General features: G+C 41.1%; 17 protein-coding genes and 3 tRNA genes. 15 read left to right on the top strand and 5 right to left on the bottom strand.

Annotated elements, in window-relative coordinates; genetic code table 11:
- Window positions 1-682: 682 nt before the first annotated feature.
- The 5 genes from ACE01U_RS06745 (at window position 683) to ACE01U_RS06725 (ending at window position 6,623) form a co-directional block, all read left to right on the top strand.
- The gene (locus tag ACE01U_RS06745; RefSeq protein WP_395579010.1) at window positions 683-4,135 is read left to right on the top strand and encodes an Rne/Rng family ribonuclease; all 3,453 of its coding nucleotides are present in this window, start codon (window positions 683-685) and stop codon (window positions 4,133-4,135) included.
- Window positions 4,136-4,305: 170 nt separating this feature from the next.
- Entirely contained in the window at window positions 4,306-6,147 is a 1,842-nt protein-coding gene (locus ACE01U_RS06740; RefSeq protein WP_395579009.1) for a long-chain-acyl-CoA synthetase, read from the top strand.
- A 130-nt stretch (window positions 6,148-6,277) separates the two neighbouring features.
- Window positions 6,278-6,353: transfer RNA gene (locus tag ACE01U_RS06735), tRNA-Lys, on the top strand.
- A gap of 19 nt (window positions 6,354-6,372) precedes the next feature.
- A tRNA-Lys gene (locus ACE01U_RS06730) sits at window positions 6,373-6,448 on the top strand.
- 99 nt (window positions 6,449-6,547) lie between these two features.
- Window positions 6,548-6,623 (top strand) — tRNA-Lys (locus ACE01U_RS06725).
- Window positions 6,624-6,768: 145 nt separating this feature from the next.
- On the opposite strand, the gene ACE01U_RS06720 is transcribed toward ACE01U_RS06725, so the two are convergent.
- Window positions 6,769-7,419, bottom strand: coding sequence for a hypothetical protein (locus ACE01U_RS06720; protein WP_395579008.1), 651 nt, complete (start codon window positions 7,417-7,419; stop codon window positions 6,769-6,771).
- Between the two features lie 273 nt (window positions 7,420-7,692).
- Between ACE01U_RS06720 and ACE01U_RS06715 the strand changes: the two genes are divergently transcribed.
- Window positions 7,693-7,968, top strand: a complete 276-nt coding sequence (locus tag ACE01U_RS06715; protein WP_086209631.1) for a PspC domain-containing protein — start codon at window positions 7,693-7,695, stop codon at window positions 7,966-7,968.
- Window positions 7,969-8,062: 94 nt separating this feature from the next.
- Here the strand turns inward: ACE01U_RS06715 and ACE01U_RS06710 are convergent, their stop codons facing one another.
- Entirely contained in the window at window positions 8,063-9,163 is a 1,101-nt protein-coding gene (locus ACE01U_RS06710) for an HPP family protein (RefSeq protein WP_291372412.1), read from the bottom strand.
- 375 nt (window positions 9,164-9,538) lie between these two features.
- Here ACE01U_RS06710 and ACE01U_RS06705 point away from each other — a divergent pair, with 375 nt between their 5' ends.
- The 8 genes from ACE01U_RS06705 (at window position 9,539) to ACE01U_RS06670 (ending at window position 17,924) form a co-directional block, all read left to right on the top strand.
- Complete coding sequence (locus ACE01U_RS06705) at window positions 9,539-10,024, top strand: hypothetical protein (RefSeq protein ID WP_395579007.1); 486 nt, start codon at window positions 9,539-9,541, stop codon at window positions 10,022-10,024.
- Between the two features lie 97 nt (window positions 10,025-10,121).
- Window positions 10,122-11,111: a glycine--tRNA ligase subunit alpha gene (glyQ, locus tag ACE01U_RS06700; protein WP_086209633.1), complete on the top strand. Its 990-nt coding sequence runs from the start codon at window positions 10,122-10,124 to the stop codon at window positions 11,109-11,111.
- The gene (gene glyS / locus ACE01U_RS06695) at window positions 11,111-13,180 is read left to right on the top strand and encodes a glycine--tRNA ligase subunit beta (protein WP_395579006.1); all 2,070 of its coding nucleotides are present in this window, start codon (window positions 11,111-11,113) and stop codon (window positions 13,178-13,180) included. The genes glyQ and glyS overlap by 1 nt, the downstream gene beginning before the upstream one ends.
- Window positions 13,181-13,249: 69 nt before the next feature.
- Window positions 13,250-15,250, top strand: coding sequence for an AAA family ATPase (locus ACE01U_RS06690; RefSeq protein ID WP_395579005.1), 2,001 nt, complete (start codon window positions 13,250-13,252; stop codon window positions 15,248-15,250).
- Window positions 15,251-15,361: 111 nt separating this feature from the next.
- Complete coding sequence (locus ACE01U_RS06685; RefSeq protein WP_086209636.1) at window positions 15,362-15,751, top strand: hypothetical protein; 390 nt, start codon at window positions 15,362-15,364, stop codon at window positions 15,749-15,751.
- Window positions 15,752-16,050: 299 nt separating this feature from the next.
- Window positions 16,051-16,572, top strand: coding sequence for a hypothetical protein (locus ACE01U_RS06680; RefSeq protein ID WP_395579004.1), 522 nt, complete (start codon window positions 16,051-16,053; stop codon window positions 16,570-16,572).
- Between the two features lie 166 nt (window positions 16,573-16,738).
- The gene (locus ACE01U_RS06675) at window positions 16,739-17,302 is read left to right on the top strand and encodes a hypothetical protein (protein ID WP_395579003.1); all 564 of its coding nucleotides are present in this window, start codon (window positions 16,739-16,741) and stop codon (window positions 17,300-17,302) included.
- 118 nt (window positions 17,303-17,420) lie between these two features.
- Window positions 17,421-17,924: a hypothetical protein gene (locus tag ACE01U_RS06670; RefSeq protein WP_151706457.1), complete on the top strand. Its 504-nt coding sequence runs from the start codon at window positions 17,421-17,423 to the stop codon at window positions 17,922-17,924.
- Window positions 17,925-18,022: 98 nt separating this feature from the next.
- Here ACE01U_RS06670 and ACE01U_RS06665 read toward each other — a convergent pair whose 3' ends face one another.
- The 3 genes from ACE01U_RS06665 to ACE01U_RS06655 form a co-directional block, all read right to left on the bottom strand.
- Window positions 18,023-18,979 (bottom strand): 2-hydroxyacid dehydrogenase, encoded by a 957-nt coding sequence (locus ACE01U_RS06665; protein ID WP_395579002.1) that lies wholly within the window; start codon window positions 18,977-18,979, stop codon window positions 18,023-18,025.
- 123 nt (window positions 18,980-19,102) lie between these two features.
- A complete protein-coding gene (locus ACE01U_RS06660; protein WP_395579001.1) occupies window positions 19,103-19,297 on the bottom strand; it encodes a hypothetical protein in 195 nt (64 codons plus the stop codon).
- 133 nt (window positions 19,298-19,430) lie between these two features.
- Window positions 19,431-20,717 (bottom strand): hypothetical protein, encoded by a 1,287-nt coding sequence (locus ACE01U_RS06655; protein ID WP_395579000.1) that lies wholly within the window; start codon window positions 20,715-20,717, stop codon window positions 19,431-19,433.
- A gap of 122 nt (window positions 20,718-20,839) precedes the next feature.
- Between ACE01U_RS06655 and ACE01U_RS06650 the strand changes: the two genes are divergently transcribed.
- On the top strand, window positions 20,840-21,619 hold the full coding sequence (locus ACE01U_RS06650) for a class I SAM-dependent methyltransferase (RefSeq protein WP_395578999.1): 780 nt from the start codon (window positions 20,840-20,842) through the stop codon (window positions 21,617-21,619).
- The last annotated feature ends 1 nt before the right edge of the window (window position 21,620 follow it).

Below are 21,620 nucleotides of genomic sequence, written 5' to 3'. Positions count from 1 at the left end.
CTAGCTTAGCCCATAGGCAGATGGTACAAGGTTTGATATAGTCAGCGCACGGATACCACCATAAGTGAGTTAAAAGCTTAATCATTTCAATTTTAAATTGGATAATTAAGAAAAACTCAACTCAGCTTGGAACGGTCCCAAAAGAATTATGCCGACGCCGAAGGCTTATTATATCGGCAAAACTGCAAACTGTTAGGTTTAATTGTGCATCTGCACATAAATCAGTTTGCCCCAAAAAAATATGTGACCAACCTCAAGTTGGTTTTTAAACGTAAACTGATATACATCAGATTAGTCGCTCCCTGATCTCGTATTCAGGCCACAGCGTTGATGCATATGGATCTGTACAGTTGTAAAGATACGATGATAATTCCGTATCAAGACACCCTATCCAAAAAGAAGGGTTGCTCTTCGAGCAAATGTGACAGTGAAAGTTACTTACATCCAATGCACCGCTTGTCCGCCAGTGAAACGCGCAGGAGACTTTAATCGTTTAAAGATTGAAGCCGTATTGCCATCATCAATATGTGAATCAAAACCGAAGCCGATCAAAAAGGCAGGTAATAAAACTCAGACCACAATCGGTTTATTTGAGATCTGAGCAAAATTGGTCCGTGATGTTTGATGTTCGCTACGTGTTTTAGCGATAATTTGTTGTGTATCACTATTAGGTGTTACACCCATGAAACGTATGTTGATTAATGCAACACATGCCGAAGAAATTCGCGTTGCACTTGTCACTGGGCAGCGTCTTTACGATTTTGACTTAGAGAATCGTACCCGTGAACAAAAAAAATCTAATATCTATAAAGGTCACGTGACTCGCGTTGAACCTTCTTTAGAAGCTGTCTTTGTCGAATATGGTGCAGGACGTCAAGGCTTCTTGTCTATGCGCGAAATCGCAAACTCATATTATCAAGCAGACCCACGCCAAACTTCAAACATTCGCGAATTGATTACTGAAGGCACAGAGCTTTTGGTTCAAGTGGAGAAAGAAGAACGTGGCAACAAAGGTGCTGCCCTTTCTACCTTCATCTCTTTAGCGGGTCGCTATTTGGTACTCATGCCAAATAATCCAAAAGGTGGTGGTATTAGTCGTCAAATTTCAGGTTCTGTGCGTGACGAACTGAAAGAAATGTTGGCTTCACTCAATGTTCCACGTGGTATGAGCGTAATTGTTCGTACCGCAGGGATTGGGCGTTCTCAAGAAGAACTACAGCTTGACCTACAACACTTACTCGATCTTTGGGCACAAATCCAAAACACAGCAAGTTCTGGTCCATCACCAATGTTAGTTCATCAGGAAGCGGGCGTGGTGACACGTGCGATTCGTGATTATTTACGTGATGATGTTGCTGAAATCTTAATTGACTCAGAACAAGCCTATAACGAAGCGTATAACTTCGTGAAAGCAGTGATGCCTCGTCAAATCGACAAGTTAAAAACCTATACCTTGAATGAACCGTTATTTGCTCATTTTGGTATCGAAAGCCAAATTCAAACAGCTTATGAACGTGAAGTGAAGTTGCCTTCTGGTGGTTCAATCGTGATTGACCAAACAGAAGCTTTGGTTTCTATTGATATTAACTCTGCAAAATCAACCCGTGGTAGTGACGTTGAAGATACAGCGCTCAATACCAATCTTGAAGCAGCAGAAGAAATTGCACGTCAACTGCGTTTACGCGACATTGGTGGTTTAGTTGTCATCGACTTTATCGACATGACCAAAGACCGCAACCAACGTATGGTTGAGGCGAAACTTCGCGAAGCAACACAAAGCGACCGTGCCCGTATCCAATTCGGTCAACTGTCTCGTTTTGGCTTGATGGAAATGAGCCGTCAACGTCTACGCCCTTCGCTTGAAGAAGCAACAGGTTATGTCTGCCCGCGCTGTCATGGCACAGGTATGGTTCGTGATCTACGTTCACTTTCACTTTCAATCATGCGTAAAGTCGAAGAAATTGCACTACGTGAACGTCATGGCGAAGTTCAAGTTGAAGTGCCTGTTGAAATTGCAGCCTTCTTATTGAATGAAAAACGTCACACTCTAGTTTACCTAGAGCAAACCTCTGGTGTTCGTGTGACTGTGCTTCCACACCCACACTTAGAAACACCACATTACGAAATTTCGTATAACCCTGAAGGCTTTGCACCAACCAGTTATGAACGTACAGAAGCAACGCGTTCAAGCGAAAAAGAGTTGGGCTACGAGTCATCAGAATGGCATTTGGATGGTGCAGATCACGCACATCAACACGCCGCTCCGGCAGTGCCTGCACAACAAGAAAAAGGCAATAAAAAGCAACGCAATAATAATCCGCAACAAACAGCTCAACCTGCTCCAGCACCGTCTGTAGCATCCAGCAGCCCATGTGCTTGGTTAGAAAACTTGTTTGTACAAAAACAAGCTGCAACTGTTGATCAATCACGCTCTGCAAACAATGCTGCTGCGGCCATTGAACAAATGGTCAATGGTGGTGCGGTCAGTCGCGGCCAATTTGGTCAAGTTGCCGTCCCAACAGTAACAACACCAAGCAATAACGCGTACATGACTTCTGCTCCTGTACATGCAAAATCTGAACACCGTGAAGAGAAGCATGTCGAGAAAGAGGAACGCGGTACACGCCACAATAAAAAGCGTTCTAAACATAAAGAGCCTCGCGAGCAAAATGCACAACATGAAAACCAAGTTCATGAAGAAATTGTGCAAGTACCACGTCAAGAGCAACAACGTCAAGATCGCTATGAACAACGTTCTGAGCGTAACGAGCAACAACGCCAAGACCGTGACCGTCCTGAGCGTAGTGAACAGCAACGCCAAGAACCGCGTGAAAACAAGCGTTCATCACGTCGCCAACACGGTGAACAACAGCAAAGTAATGATGTTCAAAATGAACAACAAAATACAATGCCACGTCGTGACCGTCGCAACCAACCACGTCCAGAGCGTCCAAATCGCCACCGCGACCCAAGCGTCCTGAACGAGCAAGCGGTTGAAACAGCGCCAGTGGTCGCTCAAGAACCTCAACTCAAAGTTGAGCTGATTGAAGCACCTCGTCAAGAGATGATCACAACAGCACATGTGGTCAATGTCGATCAAGCGCAAAGTGAAATCGTGGCGTTAACACCAGCTCAAACGACAACTGAAACCAAGCCTCAGCAAACTGCTGTTGTGAAAGCAGAGGTTGATCTAAAAGCAGAGACGGTTGAACCAGCAAAAGCACCTGAGGTTGTAGAAGCTCCAGCTGAACACCACGCAGAGCAGAAACCACGTGAAAGCGTAAAACGTGCCAGCAATGATCCACGTCAACGCCGTCGCCAACAACGCGCTGCCCAGGCACAGCAAGCTGAAGCACCGAAACTCACACCTTCACAGGTACCAACGTTAGGACAGTACACCATCAGCAGCTTGATTCGTCATGTCTATGGTGAAGACTGTTCAGTGTTGATTGAGCAATTTGGCTTAATTCCAACCTTCAACCGTGCTCTTCAGAAATTTACTGAAGAGTATGCTGCAACGTTAAGCAAAACAGCTTCAACGCCTGCTGTAGAAGCTGAGAAAAAACCTGTCACACGTGATGTTGAAGTTGCCAAAGCACAACCTGAAGCAGAACCTGTTGCAGTCTTGGACTTAACACCACCAAAGCCTGAGTCAGAAAAGCGTGTTGCAAATGACCCTCGCGAGCGTCGTCGTTTAGCAAAACTTGCTGCTGAACAAGCCTTGGATCAAGTGAAACAAGCACGTGAAACTGCACCTGTTGCTGATGTGACCGCTCCTGAAGAAACTGTTGCAGCTGCGCAAGTGGAGGCACCTGAAGCTCAAGTCGAAGAAACTCCCGCAGTTGAAACGACTCAGGAAAGTCCTGTTGAAGCTGAGGTTCAATCTGAAAACACAGTTGTGGCAGCAGTCGCTGAAACAGCTGAGGCCGAACCTAAAGCGCCAGTAGTTGAAGAAGCACCAGTTGTAGCACCAACTAAAGCGCCAAAAGCTGCGAAAATAACTGAAGATGCAGCAGAGAAAGCTGAAACTTCAGCAGAAGCTGACGAATCAGATAAGTCTGATAAAGACAAGCCAGTTCGTCCGCGTCGTCCACGTGGGCGTCCACCGAAAAAGGCCAGTCCAACTGAGTCGTAATTCGCCTTAGAGCTGTAAATTTTAAAAACCTAGTCATGCCAGTGGCTAGGTTTTTTTGTTATTTTTGTCGGATTAGGTTGATTGCACTAGACCGAAAAGATTAAAAGAACAAGTGTATAAACTGAGCACTACTCAAACGCATTGGATTGCATAAAATAATTAGGATTCATATGAGCCAACACCCATCTCATGACCTCATTGGTATTACCGACGTTGCAGCAAAACTTCCGCAATTCATCAGTAAAGTCCCCAACTTACTCAGTGGATTAAAGCAAGCATATTTACGTACGCCGAACACCCCGACAGGACTAGGCATTGCTTTTGAAAAAGCAGTGAAACGTAATCCATTAGGCCTAGCCTTAGTTTTTGAAGATCAAAAATTTAGTTACCAAGCGCTGAATGAATGGGCAAATCAGATTGGACACTACTATTTATCTATTGGGGCAAAAAAAGGCGATGTCATCACTGTGATGATTGAAAACCGCCCTGAACTAGTGGCAACCGTAATTGCCCTAGCAAAAATTGGAGTGACCACTTCTCTTGTAAATACCTCGCAAGTCGGCAAAGTTTTGGCCCATAGCATTAATCTAGTAAACCCAATTGCCGTCATCGTAGGTGAGGAATGCCGTGCGGTGGTTGATGAAATCCGCCAAGATTTAAATGTTACGACCGATCGCTTCTACTGGTTTGCCGACCAAGAAACACGAAAAGAAGCAGCTCATGCCCCAAAAGGTTTTAGTAACCTTGCTGAAAAAATTGATACCTTCGCCAAATTTAATACACCAACCACGAACAGTGTCATAGGTAAAGACGGCTTATTTTATATTTATACTTCGGGCACAACTGGCCTACCTAAAGCGGTTATTTTCACACATAGTCGCTGGACATTGGCTTATGGTACTTATGGTCACGTGCTTAACCTTGGCCCAGATGATGTCATGTATGTCACCTTGCCGCTGTATCATGCGACAGGCATTGTGGTGTGTTGGTGCGGTGTAATTGCAGGGGCTGGAACCTTGGCTTTGCGTCGTAAATATTCCACCTCTGCATTTTGGAAAGACGTACAAAAGTTTGATGCTTCAGCAATTGGCTATGTCGGTGAGCTGTGTCGTTACCTCATGGATGCACCGCCATCTGAGCTAGAAAAAGGCCATCGTGTTACTAAAATGATCGGCAATGGTATGCGCCCCAATATTTGGGATAAATTCAAACAACGCTTTGGTATTGAAGAAATTTTAGAACTTTATGCCTCAAGCGAAGGTAATGTCGGCTTTAGCAATGTTTTTAACTTTGACAATACTGTCGGTTTCTCACCAACCCCTTATGCCATTATTCAGTTTGATAAAGAGAAAAATGCACCGATACATGATGATGAAGGCCACTGCATCAAAGTCAAAAAAGGGGAAGTAGGCTTACTCATTGGAAAAATTACCCGTCGCTCCCCTTTCGATGGCTATACCGACCCTGAAAAAAATAAATCGGTAATTTTAAAAGACGTTTTCAAATCTGGAGATGCCTATTTCAACACTGGTGACTTGGTCCGTGATATTGGTTTCCGCCATGCTCAATTTGTAGATCGCTTAGGTGATACTTTCCGCTGGAAAGGTGAAAATGTGTCTACAACTGAAGTAGAAAACATGGTTTGCGAATATGACAAAATTACAGAAGCAGTCGTCTACGGTGTTGAAATACCGAACACCAACGGTCGTGCGGGGATGGCTGCAATTACGCTAACAGACGGGGCTGAACTCAATACGCAAGACTTAGCGCAAATGTTTGCCACATTTAAAAAATGTCTTCCAGCTTATGCTGTACCCGTCTTTTTACGCATACAAAAACAGGTCGAAACGACAGGTACATTTAAATACCAAAAAAGCAAACTCAAAGAACAGGCTTTTGACCCAGCCAAAACCAGTGAACGCTTATTGGTTTTACTTCCAAACAGCAGTGCATATACAGATATCACACAGGAAGTCTTTGATAATATTCAAGCCTACCAGTATCGGTTCTAAGTTCAAATTGTTTGTTTTTTAACTTGATAATCGCAAATTTGTTGTATTTATAATCAAACATCAACAAGTTTGCGATTTTTTACTTGCGCTAGATGCATATCTTGCTACAATACGCTCCATCAAATGATATGGGTCGTTAGCTCAGCTGGTAGAGCAGCGGACTTTTAATCCGTTGGTCCCGCGTTCGAATCGCGGACGACCCACCACTTCTTTGATACCCTTGATGGGTCGTTAGCTCAGCTGGTAGAGCAGCGGACTTTTAATCCGTTGGTCCCGCGTTCGAATCGCGGACGACCCACCATCTTTTTGTAAAATCTTGTTTTACAAACCTGCTCAGGTTCGAATGCTTTAAAATCCTTTTTTAAACTTTCAGCGAATATTTCTTCGTACACCTTGCTCAGGGTCGTTAGCTCAGCTGGTAGAGCAGCGGACTTTTAATCCGTTGGTCCCGCGTTCGAATCGCGGACGACCCACCATTTATCTAAATTCTTTTTTATAATTCTTCAATAGTGCTTCATATATTCAGCATTATCTTCAAAGAACAATCTCTCCTTTTACGATATATCTCAGTATCAACAAAGACTCTGCTTTAGCAAATAAATGACCATAGAATACAATATCTTAGTTATTTGGCTCACGTTTTAAAGTATATGCCCACTCTAACTTTGGAAAACCACGTGCATACAACTTTTGGTTATTTTCATCTAAATTATTACTTTTATTCAAATCCATCTGTAGAGTCTGTGCATCAATCACTCGATAATAGAAATTCAGGCCTTCTTTACGATGCACAATCAGCTCGGTCCGTTCTTTGTCCATGGTCCACGTATCACGGCGATAATTTAAGTGTGTAAAACCTGGCCGTTGTTTTTCAGAAAAAACCTTCCCTAAACGGACAATACTGCGGTGTACCGTACCATCGGGCAAAAAATTCAGAATAAAATCAGCTTTCCCTGTTTCACATGGGAAAAAATAGCCATCACATTGAATTTGTGTACGATAACGGCCGATAAACTGCTGCTCACGAATATCGAGCTTACGCGGTGCATAATCTGAGTCATCCTGCATGGTGGCGCGTCCAGCGACTTCCGTCAGCTTTTTACCAGAATGTTCATTCTTAGCAGGTGTATCTTTCATGCTGGTAGGCTCATGTTGCTGTGATGCCTCGGAATGCCCATTATCACAACCAAATAGCGATACACCAATAAGCCCCACCACGATTCCTCGTCGTAATATAGCCATTACCCCTTGATGTTCTGGTTTTAAGTTCATTCCACACTCACCACATCAACGTGATTTATTTCCATACAAATCATGAGTTTCTATTCCAACCATTCACTATACTTAACACTTAATTCGTTTTCATGGCTAAAGCTGAATACATAAGCGCGGGACATTTTAATCCGTATAAAACCCAAGCTTTTCGTAAGTTACATAACTTTACTTTTTAATTGCCTCCCGCACCTTTAAAAACGTATTTGTGTCACCATTTTTAAAGTATGAGTTCATCAAGTAACTCACATTTTATATTTTAAGGAGACCTAGATGGCCAATGTTGGTTTATATCGCTCTAACCGCTCAAACATGATTGCTGGTGTGATGGGTGGTATTGCTGAACGTTTTGGTTGGAACGCAAATTTACTTCGTATTGTTTTCATCACCATTTCACTATTGAGTGCCGCATTCCCTGGAATTTTGGTTTATCTCATCCTTTGGTTAGTGATGCCGAAACAAAAAGACTATATTGAGCACTCTCCACAGGCTCAAGCTGGTTATCACAATACAATGCGTACCGTTAACCCAGATCATCGCAACCCATAAACGCTGTCTTTCGTCTCAAAAAAGTTTCTTTTTATGCTACGACATCTTCCCCCAAAGTGTCGTAGCTTTTTTTTGCCTACAACATTTACACGACTTAGCGATGCTGCAATTGGCGGTATAAGGCTGCAATCATATCTGCTCGGCTAATAATACCAACCAAGACTTTGTTTTCAACCACAGGGATATAGTTAAAAGAACGCTCAACAAAGTAAGGAATTAAATCTTGCAGTGCTTGATCTGGCTGTACGGTCACCACTTGACGACTCATAATATGCTTCACCTGATCTTGCCAAGATGTACGTAAGTCGGTCGCCTTCTGAAACCACTCCACGACCTCATATAAAGCCAAGGTACCGCATAAATGTCCTGCACGATTCAACACTGGCAAACTCATTAAATTAATCTGTTTAAATTTCTCTAGAGCAACCTGAATATCTTCATCATCGTATAAGCACAGTACATCCTTACTCATAATGTCCTGACAACGTAAGTCTATCTGAAAACGCGTATCCGCTTGAGCTTGGGCCTTTAAAATCAATTTTTGTAAATCATATTCACTAATGTCGAGTAACTGTGTTTCTTTCGCTAAAACGCGATGAATATCCTCGGGTTGGATCGTCACTTTCTGAGTTGGTGTTGGATCTTTGGAGCGCCGATTAAGCTGGGTCGCAACTTGCGGATATTGACGCCCAATTAAACGATTAAAGACAACTGCAATGCACAGCAATACCCCAGAATTAAGCAATACAGGATAAGCAATAAAATAATATCCTAACTGATGTACTACATCTCCCCCCAGAACAGCAGTGATTGCTACAGCACCACTTGGCGGATGTAATGAGTCTGTCGTCATCATTAAAAAAATAGATAATGCAACAGCAATACTAAATGCTTCCGTTAAATTAGGAATATAGAGTGCGCAACTGACCCCAATAATACCCGCAATAATATTGCCAACAACCATATTCCAAGGCTGAGCCAAAGGACTGGCAGGCACAGCAAAAAGCAGTACAGAAGATGCTCCCATCGGTGCGATATACCATGCATTAATTCCCCCCAACACCCACCAACTGATAAGCGAAGACAAGGCTAAACCCAATAATGCACCCAGACCACAGAGCATTCTTTCCTTTAGCGGTAACACTTTAAAATTCGGTTTTAAGGTATTTAACCATTCAAGTTGCATATGAAACACAGCCACCCTTCTATTTTTTCGCACTCAACTGGTGCAAAATTATACGTGGTCTCAGCAATAAGATGCATCTATTTTACATCTTATTTTTATGAGTAATTCTGCTGAATTCTTTAGTGAACATATTGTTGTAACTGCACAACCCGGTCAGCATCACTTCATTATAACAACACCGATAAATACCATTAGATTGAAATAATGAAAGCCAGCTTTGTCCTCAATATCATGTGTATTCTCATTGTTTCTCTTTTTGTATATTGATGCCTTATTTAGACTACTTTCAAGCATTGCAATAACACACCCTCAGGTGCTATTTCATAACGTAATAGTTTGCTACTTTAAGTGCCAATCTAACTATAAAATCATAATCAGGCCAACATGAAATCCATTACTAAAAAGCTCTTTCAACCACTACAACAAACGAAAAAGGGAATAACAGCAAATTTATTCCTCGCCCCCATTGGTGGACTACCAGCTACTTGTATGGCTACATTGATTATTGCAATCATGAGTGGTCAGGTGACCAACGCCAAAATTTTGCTGTATCTATTTATGATGATTCTTCCTGCTTTTTTATTCTATTTATGTTTTTTCTATATCCCCTATCTTCTGCTCTTTTTAGTATTACAGCATTTTCATAAATTCAATCTCTTCAATATAGGGTTGGCAACGCTATTCGGCTTCCTCAGCTTTTATTACATTTCTTATCCCCATCGTTTTTTAGATGTATTTACCCTAACAGTGTTAGTCTTATTTTTCATTTTACCCACAGCTGTTTTTTTTGTTTTCCTCAGCTTAAAAAGCCATAAACAAATCATGGAGGAAAAAAGTAACCTTCGCCAAAAACCTAAAGGTAATCACTAAAATTACTATTCTGTATTTTGCACAGAAACTTTGCCACTCCCACCTAAAATCCTTATACTTAGAACCAATTTTTTCTTATATTTATAATGGATGCTGCATGAGTCGCGCCATATCGCATATTGATACATTCCAAGGCTTAATTCTTGCCTTACAAAACTACTGGGCTGAACAAGGTTGTGTGATTTTACAACCTTACGATATGGAAATGGGTGCAGGGACATTCCACACTGCAACATTCTTACGCGCACTTGGGCCTGAAACTTGGAACGCAGCATACGTTCAACCCTCACGTCGTCCTAAAGATGGCCGTTATGGCGAAAACCCAAACCGTTTACAACACTATTACCAGTTCCAAGTAGTACTGAAACCCAACCCAGACAATATCCAACAACTGTATCTAGACTCGTTAAAAGCCATTGGTATTGATACCCTTACTCACGACATTCGTTTTGTTGAAGACAACTGGGAATCTCCAACGCTCGGTGCATGGGGCTTAGGTTGGGAAGTTTGGTTGAACGGTATGGAAGTAACTCAATTTACTTACTTCCAACAAGTCGGTGGTGTTGAATGCTACCCAGTGACCGGTGAAATCACTTACGGTCTTGAACGTTTAGCCATGTACCTACAAGGTGTCGATTCAGTTTACGATCTGGTTTGGACCAAAGGTCAATTCGGTACTGTGACTTATGGCGATGTATTCCATCAAAATGAAGTTGAGCAATCGACCTATAACTTTGAATATGCCAACGTTGAAAAAATGTTTGAATTGTTCGATTTCTATGAAGCGGAAGCAACTCGCTTAATGGAAGCTGAACTTCCACTGCCTGCATATGAGCAAGTGATCAAAGCATCACACAGCTTTAACTTACTCGATGCACGTGGTGCGATTTCTGTGACTGAGCGTCAACGCTATATTTTACGTGTACGTACTTTGGCACGTTCAATTGCACAAAGTTATGTGGCTGCACGTGCCAAACTTGGCTTTCCGATGGCAGAACCGCATTTACGTGATGAAGTTTTAGCTCAATTGAAAGCTCAGGTTGAAGCGGAAGCGGCTCAAGCAGAAAAATCAGCGGAGAACAAATAATGTCTAAACATACCGTTTTATTTGAACTCGGCTGTGAAGAACTTCCCCCAAAAAGCTTAAAAACTTTACGTGATGCATTGCAAGCTGAAACCATCAAAGGCTTAAAAGATGCAGGCTTGGCTTTTGATTCTATCGAAGCCTATGCAGCGCCTCGTCGTTTAGCATTGAAAATTATCAATGTCGATGCTGCGCAAGCAGATACTCAAAAACGTTTTGACGGTCCTGCGGTACAAGCGGCTTATGATGCAGAAGGCAAGCCAACCAAAGCACTTGAAGGCTTTATGCGTGGTCAAGGCATTACTGCGGATCAAGTTTCAACTTTCCAAGCAGGTAAAGTTGAAAAAGTTTGCTACTTAAAAGATGTCAAAGGCCAAAGTCTTGACGTTTTACTGCCACAAATTTTACAAACTGCACTGGATAATCTTCCAATTGCAAAACGTATGCGTTCTGCGGCAAGCCGTACTGAATTCGTTCGTCCTGTAAAATGGGTGGTATTACTAAAAGATAACAATGTGGTTGATGCAACAATTCAAGATCACAAAGCAGCGAATGTGACTTATGGTCATCGTTTCCATGCGCCTGAAGCGATTACTTTAGCCAATGCAGATGCTTACTTAGATGCACTTCGTGCGGCAAAAGTTGTGGCGAATTTTGAAGAGCGTCAAGCGATCATAGATCAACAAGTTAAAGCCCTTGCGGATGAGGTCAATGCGATTGCCATCGTTCCTGCTGATTTACGTGATGAAGTAACGGCATTGGTTGAATGGCCTGTTGCGCTTCGTGCAAGCTTTGAAGAGCGTTTCCTTGCTGTGCCTCAAGAAGCATTGATCACCACCATGCAAGATAATCAGAAGTATTTCTGTTTGGTGAATAGCGATAACAAATTACAGCCTTATTTCATCACCGTTTCAAATATTGAGTCTAAAGATCCGACTCAAATTATTGAAGGAAATGAGAAAGTTGTACGCCCTCGTTTGTCTGATGCAGAATTCTTCTTCTTACAAGACCAAAAGCAACCGCTTGCATCTCGTAAAGAAAAACTCGCCAATATGGTTTTCCAAGCACAGTTAGGTACGTTATGGAATAAATCTGAACGTATTGCTAAATTGGCTGTGGCTTTATCTGCAATCACAGGTGCAAATCCTGCCGATGCTGAAAAAGCAGCACTTCTTGCAAAGTGTGATTTAACTTCTGAATTGGTGGGAGAATTCCCAGAGCTTCAAGGGATTGCGGGCACTTACTATGCACGTATTGAAGGCGAGAATGATGAAGTTGCTGAAGCTTTAGGTGAGCAATATTTACCTAAGTTTGCTGGTGATGTTTTACCACAAACTAAAACAGGTACTACGATTGCCCTTGCGGACCGTTTAGATACTTTGACTGGTATTTTCGGTATTGGTCAAGCGCCTACAGGTTCTAAAGACCCGTTTGCTTTACGTCGTTCTGCGATTGGTATTTTGCGTTTAGTGACTGAAAATAATCTTGATGTTTCGATTGAAGAATTGATCAAGCTTGCTTTGGCTGCCTATGGCGATGTATTGAAAGACCATGACAAGACTTTGGCGGATGCTGTTGCATTCCTTGAAGGTCGTTACCGTGCCAAGTATGAAGACCAAGGCGTTGCAGTTGATGTGATCCAAGCTGTTCAAGCGCTTTCTCCAAAATCACCTCTTGATTTTGATAAGCGTGTGACTGCGGTAAATCATTTCCGTAGCCTGCCTGAAGCGGCTGCTTTGGCTGCTGCGAATAAACGTGTTGCAAATATTTTGGCGAAAGAAGCTGCACCTACGGGTGAAATTGTTGAATCTAAGTTAGTTGAAAATGCTGAAAAAGCACTTTATGCAGAGATTCAAGCTATTCTGCCTGTAGTTCAACCGCTTTTGGACGCGAAAGACTACACGGCTGCACTTTCTAAGTTAGCTGCGTTACGTGCGCCAATTGATGCTTTCTTTGATGGCGTTATGGTGATGGCAGATGATAGCGACTTGAAAGCAAACCGTTTACGTTTACTAGCTCAGTTACGTGATTTGTTTACCAGTGTTGCGGATATTTCGGTGTTGCAACACTAAAGTCTTAGTTACTTGAATTTAAAAGAAAACCCTGCTTGAATGAGTGGGGTTTTCTTTTGAGCAATAAAAATGAAGCTAGTCAAAGTACATGTACAAAATTATAGAAGTATTTCAGATAGTGGCGAAATTGAGATTGAAAAGATCAAAACGGTATTGGTTGGCATCAATGAAGCAGGAAAAACAGCACTATTAAAAGCTATTAATAACTTAAATCCAGCAAGTGATATTGAAAAAGTTGATATTTTAAGAGACTTCCCTCGTTCTAAATATTCTGAATATGTACAAAATAAATCTGCTGAAGAATTAAAAAAGACACCTCTAGTGAAAGGTTGGTTTGCGCTAGAACAATCAGATATAACAGAAATAGAGACATTACCTAATTTTGTAGACAATCTGATTGATTATAGTACCTTTATATATGTCAGGAATCAAAACTACGATTATTGTTCTCATGATATTCAAAATTTTTCCAAAACAACTTTTGGTGATATTAGAAAATCAACACTCCGACTTATCGAAGCTCTAAAAATAAATCCAACCTCCCAAGAGATAATTACGGCTATAGAAAGTTTTTTAGAAAAGAATAAATATGATGTATTTCCTATTTCTGAGCAAGATTCAAAAGAATTTATTCAATTTCTTGAAAAATCGGAATTAAAGATAGATGATGATAATGAGAAAGAAATTAATAGAATCGCTGAACTAACTCAACTAGCTAAGAAAAACATATTTCATGCTGAACTTTTAGGAATCCTAAATAAAAAACTTCCCAAATTCATATATTTCAACAATTATATAAAAGTTAAACCACTCATACACTTACAACAATTGGCAGATAGGCAAGAGCGACAAACTATTGATGACAAATATTACGACTATGGAAATTTATCATTACTAAAATTTCTTGGCTACACACCAAGAGAGCTATCAAACTTAGGAGTAGAAAATAATAGTACTGATACTGATGAATTCCGAAAAAAACGAGATGAGCGCCAATATAAATTAAATGCGTCAAGTATAAGACTCACAAACTCCATTACAGAAATTTGGAATCCGAATAATTCAAAAGATGAAGCATCCCAACTTCGAGTAATTGCCGATGGTCAATATTTAAAAGTTGCAGTAACTGATAGATTAGGAGCTGAAATAGAACTTGATCAAAGGTCTGAAGGCTTCCAATGGATGGTTTCTTTTTTCATAGTCTTTGAATCACAAGCTGATAATGATTATAAAAATTGCATTCTTTTATTAGATGAACCAGCTACTAGTTTACACGCTTTGAAGCAAAAAGAATTTATTAAAACCATTAGTAAATTAGCTGAGAAGAATCAAACTATTTATACAACACATTCACCATTTATGATTTCTCAGGATGAGTTAGATTTAGTCAGAATTGTAGAATTAACAGATAGAGCAATTGGTACAAAAGTTAATAATACTATTATTTCCAATGATCCTGCTGCACTTTTCCCATTACAAGAAGCTCTAGGCTATAACTTAGCTCAAAGCATGTTTACAGCTAAAAAGAATGTACTTTTAGAAGGGTTAACAGATTTATGGTATTTAGAGGGTATCAACTCTTTATTTGATAAAAATTTAGATCAAAATATTGCCCTTCTGCCAGTAGGCACTTCTGCAAAAATTTCATACTACGCATCCATGCTGAGTAATAATGATTTGAAATCTGTAGCTCTCTTAGACTCTGACTCAGCAGGTGATAAAGCTGCACAGCAAGAAGTTGTAGTTCATGCATTAGGTACTAAGAATATTCTTAGAACTAAAGAGTTTTTATCACGTGAAATTAAAAATTCTGAAATTGAAGATATTATACGTGAAACTTTAGCTTCAATTTTCTTCACTGAATATGCTATTCAAATTAGCTCCGAGGATTTAGCATCTGATAAAACCGTTGTTGATATTTTCAAAAAAGCTGATCCAAAATTTTCTAAATTTAAGTTATCAAAAGCTTTCCTAAACTGGGCTAGAGAACATTCATCTAAAGATTTAACACAAGATGAAATTAGAAATTGTGAAAAACTACTTGAATCAATCAATCGAAGATTAAAATAATAATTGCAGCTGCTTTGTTATAAAAAAGTAGCTGCCCCTACTTTTAAACCTAGGCTTTTATAAATTCATTCCCTATACTCAACCTAACAACTCGCAACAAGAACGAACCTTATGAAATTAAAAACTGTACTTTTCGCTACTTTTGCTACCCTTTCTATTACAGCATGTACATCTCAACCAACGATTCCACAGTTGACAGCTGGTGTATTACAAGAAGTCCAAGACATTGAAGTCTATCCGGACACAACCAATAACAAAGCAAAACTCACCAAATTTGAAGACAAATGCGTCATCGAATTTACTGGCAACCTCAAAGCGGGCAAAGTCGTAGAACAGTGGGCGTTCCGTGACTACACTCTCATCACAGGTGGCTCAGCAACCTTTGCACTCGATGGCACAAGCACAGCAACCAAATTTGAATTACACGATGCAGAAGTACAGAAAAACTTCCTAGCTCTACGTAATCACTTTGCAAAAGAAGCCTTAGCGCAATGTAACTAAGTAAATCGTCATCACTGGTGCAACATCAGTGATGACTTCCTCTCAAATGCCTTGCGCTTCATATCTTTTATTTCAACGCTAGTCTCCATACTCTTTACATTTAAAACAACGACCACGCATAAACTTACATAATTTTAATGAATTAACTGAACGACACAATTTTCAGCCCATTGTTCATGCGCTGTTGCCGCATTGTGCGACTTTCATATCAAATGCTATTTTTGAGCTCTTTTCTGTCTATGATGACTGCTGTTCTGAACTCCTCATCGGGTTCTGTCATAAGAGGTAGAAAATCAAAGATGAAAGTTTTAACAAAAACACTCACCGCTTCGGCTTTAACCACTGCACTTTTAGCCTCCACATCCCTTTTTGCAAATACCGCAGCCAATACATCGGCCAATGTTCAAGTCCAAACCTCGCAGCCAAGCGTATTGCAAAACTTAAAACATGATGTCAAACATGTCGCGCATGCGACAGGAGAAACGGTTGAACATGGTGTCGACAAAACCAAAGCATTTAGTAAAGAAAAATGGCAAGACACCAAAGAATTTTCAGCTGAAAAATCTGCTGTCGTAAAAGATAAGGCTGGTGACGTTAAACAGTCTGTTGAGCATAACACCAAAAAAAGTGGTCACTATATAGCGGATAAAGCGAAACAAGGCCAACAAGCGACCAAACAAAAATGGCAGGAAACTAAGCAGGCTGTCAGTGGTCAACACAAACGTGCTGACATAAATGGGCAAGCTCAGCTCCAAGTAGACACGCCTGTCGCTAAAGCCAAAGTTGGTTCATCTGCGGATGCTGCCGTTGGCGCGAAGTAAAAGTTAAACTCCTCCAGAGTTGAGAGAGCCCGCATGCTGGGCTCTTTTTTCGCTATAGACATTTGCACACAACGCTTATTTACAACCAAGCACATGAAATTCACACAAAGAGGCTTTATGCTAAAACGCTGATTTATGCACGATAGCCCAAGAGGTACACTGCTCTATGAACATGATGAAAACAACACTCTTCTGCACTCTTTTAATGACAACAGCAGGTGTATGGGCACAAACAGAAACCACTACTCAGCAAGCACAAAAGCCTATTACGCCTTATGGTAAAAATCCCAACATCTTTCACGTTTGGGCTTATAAAACTCAAGAAGGTGTGATTAACACGGCGGAAAAAGTTGGTACTGCAACAGAAAAAGTCATCCAAAAAATTCGCCCTTCTGCACACAAAGCCTTGGACAGCGCAAAAACCATCACCAACAACACCGCAGAACAAGCCAAAGAAACAGGACAGCAAGTCACCCAAAATGTGAATAAAAAGTTGCATGAAACCAAGCAAGTGATTACTGGTCAAACGGATCAACCCGCTCCCATTTACCAAGGCAGCTTGAGTCAACCTTCATCTGCACCCGTAGATGCTCCTGCGGTTCAAGCACCTTCAGTCTCATCTCCACAGCCTGTCCTGCCCCAAACCCTAAATGAACCCACGATTACCCAAGCACCGTCATCATTTACACCTGCTCAAGCAGAAGAAGAAATTAAAGTGACTAAGCTTTAATGAAAAAAAAGCCCATCAGTTGATGGGCTTTTGACTAAAAAAACAAAAAAACTTTTGAAGTTATTGAGCTTAGGCTCTAGCATCGACCTATAAAAGCCACATAATCATAAAAATTTTCATGAAAATAATCATTGGCATCATTATTGGAATATTTTTAGTACTTATAGCGTTATTTACTTATTCTAAAATTCCTACGCCACAACACGCTGCAACGTTGAATCTTTTACAACAGCATCTAATATTGCCACAGTACAGTCATGAGGCTGAGGGACGTAAGCTTCAATCTATTGAAATGATTGAGGATGAAGAATATAAATCAACTGAAGGGAATGAAGCCTCACTGTATCAACTTAAAGATCAGTGTAAGCTGACACTCGAAATTTATGGTGAATCATTCCAAAGCCAACGCAGTTTTTACTTTCATCAAAATAAAATTCTACGAGCATTTGAAACACATTGGACCTATCCCAATGGGGGATTTTATGCTGAAGAGGGAAAGGCTCAAGCGTTTGCACGCCAACAAAGTTATTTTATGCTCATGAATCCTGAAAATAGCGATACACAGCGTACTTTGACTCACCTGCAACAATATTTCGATCCTAAATTTATTAAAAATTGTTAAATTTCTAATATTTAAAAAATAGGATTAAAGCTAAACTTAAAAAGAACTACAACGAAGAAGCCGTCATCTGACGGGCTTTTTCGTTGTCATCATTTGATTTAATTCACCCGACGGATTGGCTGTCCGGCTTGAAAAGCTTGAGCATTTTCCACCAACTGCTGCACCATGCGCTGGCGCGCATCAACACTGCCCCACGCACTGTGTGGCGTGATGATTAAATTCGACAGACCAGCATCTAATAAAACATTGCCCTCTTTAGGTGGCTCAACGGTTAGTACATCAGTAGCAGCGCCCGTAATTTCACCCTGTTTTAATGCGTCTGCCAAAGCTGCTTCATTGACAATTCCACCCCGTGCACAATTAATTAAAAAGGCACTTTTTTTCATTTTTTTGAAAGCTTGAGCATCAATCAGGTTAAGCGTGTCATCGGTTAATGGACAATGCAGACTGACAAAATCCGATTGCGCCAGCAAGTCATCAAAACCCACTCGAGTTGAGTCAGCATGTGGACGGTTCGGCAAATTGCCCACTAAAACTCGCATGCCAAATGCTTCAGCGAGTTTAGCCACTGCCTGCCCCAACTCCCCATACCCTAAAACACCCAAGGTCTTACCGGAAAGTTCAATAATTGGATAGTCCAGTAGGCAAAACTGCGAAGCTTTATTCCATTCGCCCTGTTGCACCGCGCGGTCGTATTGTAAGCATGAGGTTGCAAGATTGAGCATCAACATTAAAGTGTGCTGTGCCACTGCTGCAGTGCCATAACCCTGACAATTACACACCACAACACCTTGCGCTTTGGCTTGCTGCAAATCGATGTTATTGGTGCCAGTAGCAGAGATTAAAATCAACTTTAACTGAGAGCATTGTTTTAAGGTATCGTCATTCACCATCACTTTGTTGCTAATAATCACATCTGCGTCTTGCACACGCGCAACAAGCGTCTCAGCATCGGTACTTGGGTAGAGGATCAGTTCATCAAAAACAGCATGCAGTGCTTGAAAGTCCAAATCATTTTTATCTAAGGATGCATAATCTAAAAATACGGCTTTCATTGCTCACGTCCTGTTGTTTTGCATAATGATAGAACGCTTATTTAAACCAACTCAACCCCATTTTTCAATGTAAACACTGCCCTAACCACCTAAAAACAGCCACCACACACAGAAAAAAGCCCGCTATTTAACGGGCTTATTACGATGAATACGAATAGAAATACTGATCTGTTTAATCACATAAAACGTCAGGATCAGCAGAAGAACTAAGCCACCACCGAATGTCAGATAGGCGGGGTCTACACTTTGTGCCAGTACGCTTTGTGATGTTGAAATAAACAGTAATGTTATAAATACAGCCGACCAATGTCTTTGCATTGCTTCCACCCTATTTGATCTTTATCCGCATTGTTTAAAATACAAACAATAGTTTCATATTAAACCAAATAGGACGGAAAACAAGCGATTGGCTTTAGACCAAAGCTCTATATGAATAAATCACATGAGCACATTATAGAAACACATCTGATTCAGTATCGCTTGAGACTAAAAACTGCGCTGTTTCTGGAATATCCTCGACCAAATCAAAGCCACCATATTCATCACAGCTAAAGTTAAACTGCTTATAGCTAATCAGATAATAATCACTGTATTTTTTCATTAACAATGGATGCATTCCAGCGCTCAACTCGGCTTGTTCATGTACCAATTTCATGATCTGTCTGTCATTCATGACGATGGTATAACGCATGTCGTTATAGTAAATATGTACTAACCCATTGCCCTTGGCAAAAATCGGCAGCAGAAACTTATGATTCAGTGCAATAGCATCTGGTGCATAGCTTTCAATTTTCTGACTGATCATATTGAACACTAAACCATGTCCAAAATTATCCATCAACTGACAGCTACTTTCTTGTGGCAAATTGACCTGAATGCCCAATTTCAGTAGATCGGTCTGGCTCACTTGTCGATTGCTGAGTAACTCACGGATAATACTTTGTTTGAGTTTGCTATCAAAAAACTGACCATCTAACTCAAGGTCATTATTTTTCAGAATGCGTCCCAAAGAAAAGCGGTGACGTGGCAACAAGTTTTCGATCACTTTCCGGTAATAAAACTTGCTGTTCTTTTTCACTTCACGAATTTTTTTATAAAAATACGGCGCATCAAACTCATGACGTAGAAAGTCATGTAGCAAATCTGAACTGGCTAAAACGGCAATCGCATCATGCCCTGTAAAAGGTAAGTTCAGGGTTTTCAGGTTCGGCACGACCGTTTGTAATTTTTCATAGTGCGCACGGTCTTCAGGGCAGTAAGGGTCATAAATAACGATGTATTCACACTCTGCCGAGACATCCTTCGGCTGTACCTGCATGTCATGGTTCAACTCAGGCTGATAGAACATGTTATAGCGGTTATCCATCACCTGTTCAGGGTCGATCGAATACTGTGGCACCAAGGCCACCACGCGCTTAAATCCAAGTAGCTTTGAGTATTTAATCGCGGCATAGCCCCCCATTGACCCTGCATAGGCAATACGGGTTTGAAAGGGTGCAATCCAAGCGCGAATCGCGTCCAACATAGCCAACATCGAAGACTCTGGAAACCATGACTTTTGTTTTGGCATAATGCCGACCACATTGAAGCCAAACTTCGCCAGCGACTTTTCTGCATTGATCGACGTTCCCTTGGCACGGGTAATCAGGTCGCCAAAAGAGAAAATAAGTTCGTCCGATGAACCCTGTAAAAAAATGACACGAATCTGTTCATCTTCAAAAATAATTTGTTTCGCCATGTCCATGCTGAGAGATTTCATTCCTATAAAGTGAGGTCATGTTCGTTCCATACAGCATAAGCGATTTCATCGAACCAAATGTGTTATTTTATAGATGCAGAGCAGATAAAAAAGCGCAAAATATGACACAATTACTCCATCCTGCGGCACAACATGGGTTTAGCGCAGCTGCTGAACTTTATCAACAAGTGCGTCCAAGTTATCCACAAGAGATCCATGCATGGCTCACCGAGCAACTGCATTTAAACACAGATTCACATGTGATTGATCTTGCCTCGGGTACAGGTAAGTTTCTGCCTTATCTGATTCCACATAGTGGACTACTCACTGCTATCGAACCTGTTGCCGAAATGTTAGCTCAGCTCAAACTGGCTTATCCACAGGTAGAGACTTTACAAGCCTTTAGTGACCATATTCCCCTGCCTCCGCAAAGCATTGATGCCGTTTTATCTGCGCAGGCCTTCCACTGGTTTGCCAACATGGACAGTTTAAACGAAATCCATCGTGTCCTAAAACCGCAAGGGCATTTGGGCTTGGTCTGGAATCAACGCGATACTCAAGTCGACTGGGTCAATGCTCTGGCAGAACGACTTGCTCCTTTAGAAGGAGATACCCCACGTTATCATAGCGGGCTATGGCAAAAAGTTTTTGAACATCAAACCTTATTTCAGCTTAAAAGCTTGCATCAGTTTGCACAGCAGCAAACAGGTACAGTGGAGCAAGTTGTGTCAAAACGTCTCCTTTCGACCAGTTTTATTGCCGCAATGCCTACGGAGCAACAACAGGATTTAAAACATCAGTTTGAACAAATTGTGCTGCAGTACACGGGCAAACAGCCACAGGACGAAATCAGTTTTCCTTACATCACCTATGCCTATCACTTTCAAAAAATAGCAGAATAAT

The organism is Acinetobacter halobius (assembly GCF_044130335.1).
Taxonomy (GTDB): domain Bacteria; phylum Pseudomonadota; class Gammaproteobacteria; order Pseudomonadales; family Moraxellaceae; genus Acinetobacter.
Note: the sequence above shows the minus strand (reverse complement) of the source record. Positions and strands in the feature narration are given on the sequence as shown.

What these genes read in the sequence shown, in the direction of transcription:
- ACE01U_RS06745 (WP_395579010.1), top strand. Translation starts at nt 683, where the DNA reads ATGAAACGTATGTTGATTAATGCAACACATGCCGAAGAAATTCGCGTT.
- ACE01U_RS06740 (WP_395579009.1), top strand. Translation starts at nt 4,306, where the DNA reads ATGAGCCAACACCCATCTCATGACCTCATTGGTATTACCGACGTTGCA.
- ACE01U_RS06720 (WP_395579008.1), bottom strand. Translation starts at nt 7,419, where the DNA reads ATGAACTTAAAACCAGAACATCAAGGGGTAATGGCTATATTACGACGA.
- ACE01U_RS06715 (WP_086209631.1), top strand. Translation starts at nt 7,693, where the DNA reads ATGGCCAATGTTGGTTTATATCGCTCTAACCGCTCAAACATGATTGCT.
- ACE01U_RS06705 (WP_395579007.1), top strand. Translation starts at nt 9,539, where the DNA reads ATGAAATCCATTACTAAAAAGCTCTTTCAACCACTACAACAAACGAAA.
- glyQ (WP_086209633.1), top strand. Translation starts at nt 10,122, where the DNA reads ATGAGTCGCGCCATATCGCATATTGATACATTCCAAGGCTTAATTCTT.
- glyS (WP_395579006.1), top strand. Translation starts at nt 11,111, where the DNA reads ATGTCTAAACATACCGTTTTATTTGAACTCGGCTGTGAAGAACTTCCC.
- ACE01U_RS06690 (WP_395579005.1), top strand. Translation starts at nt 13,250, where the DNA reads ATGAAGCTAGTCAAAGTACATGTACAAAATTATAGAAGTATTTCAGAT.
- ACE01U_RS06685 (WP_086209636.1), top strand. Translation starts at nt 15,362, where the DNA reads ATGAAATTAAAAACTGTACTTTTCGCTACTTTTGCTACCCTTTCTATT.
- ACE01U_RS06680 (WP_395579004.1), top strand. Translation starts at nt 16,051, where the DNA reads ATGAAAGTTTTAACAAAAACACTCACCGCTTCGGCTTTAACCACTGCA.
- ACE01U_RS06675 (WP_395579003.1), top strand. Translation starts at nt 16,739, where the DNA reads ATGAACATGATGAAAACAACACTCTTCTGCACTCTTTTAATGACAACA.
- ACE01U_RS06670 (WP_151706457.1), top strand. Translation starts at nt 17,421, where the DNA reads ATGAAAATAATCATTGGCATCATTATTGGAATATTTTTAGTACTTATA.
- ACE01U_RS06665 (WP_395579002.1), bottom strand. Translation starts at nt 18,979, where the DNA reads ATGAAAGCCGTATTTTTAGATTATGCATCCTTAGATAAAAATGATTTG.
- ACE01U_RS06660 (WP_395579001.1), bottom strand. Translation starts at nt 19,297, where the DNA reads ATGCAAAGACATTGGTCGGCTGTATTTATAACATTACTGTTTATTTCA.
- ACE01U_RS06655 (WP_395579000.1), bottom strand. Translation starts at nt 20,717, where the DNA reads ATGGCGAAACAAATTATTTTTGAAGATGAACAGATTCGTGTCATTTTT.
- ACE01U_RS06650 (WP_395578999.1), top strand. Translation starts at nt 20,840, where the DNA reads ATGACACAATTACTCCATCCTGCGGCACAACATGGGTTTAGCGCAGCT.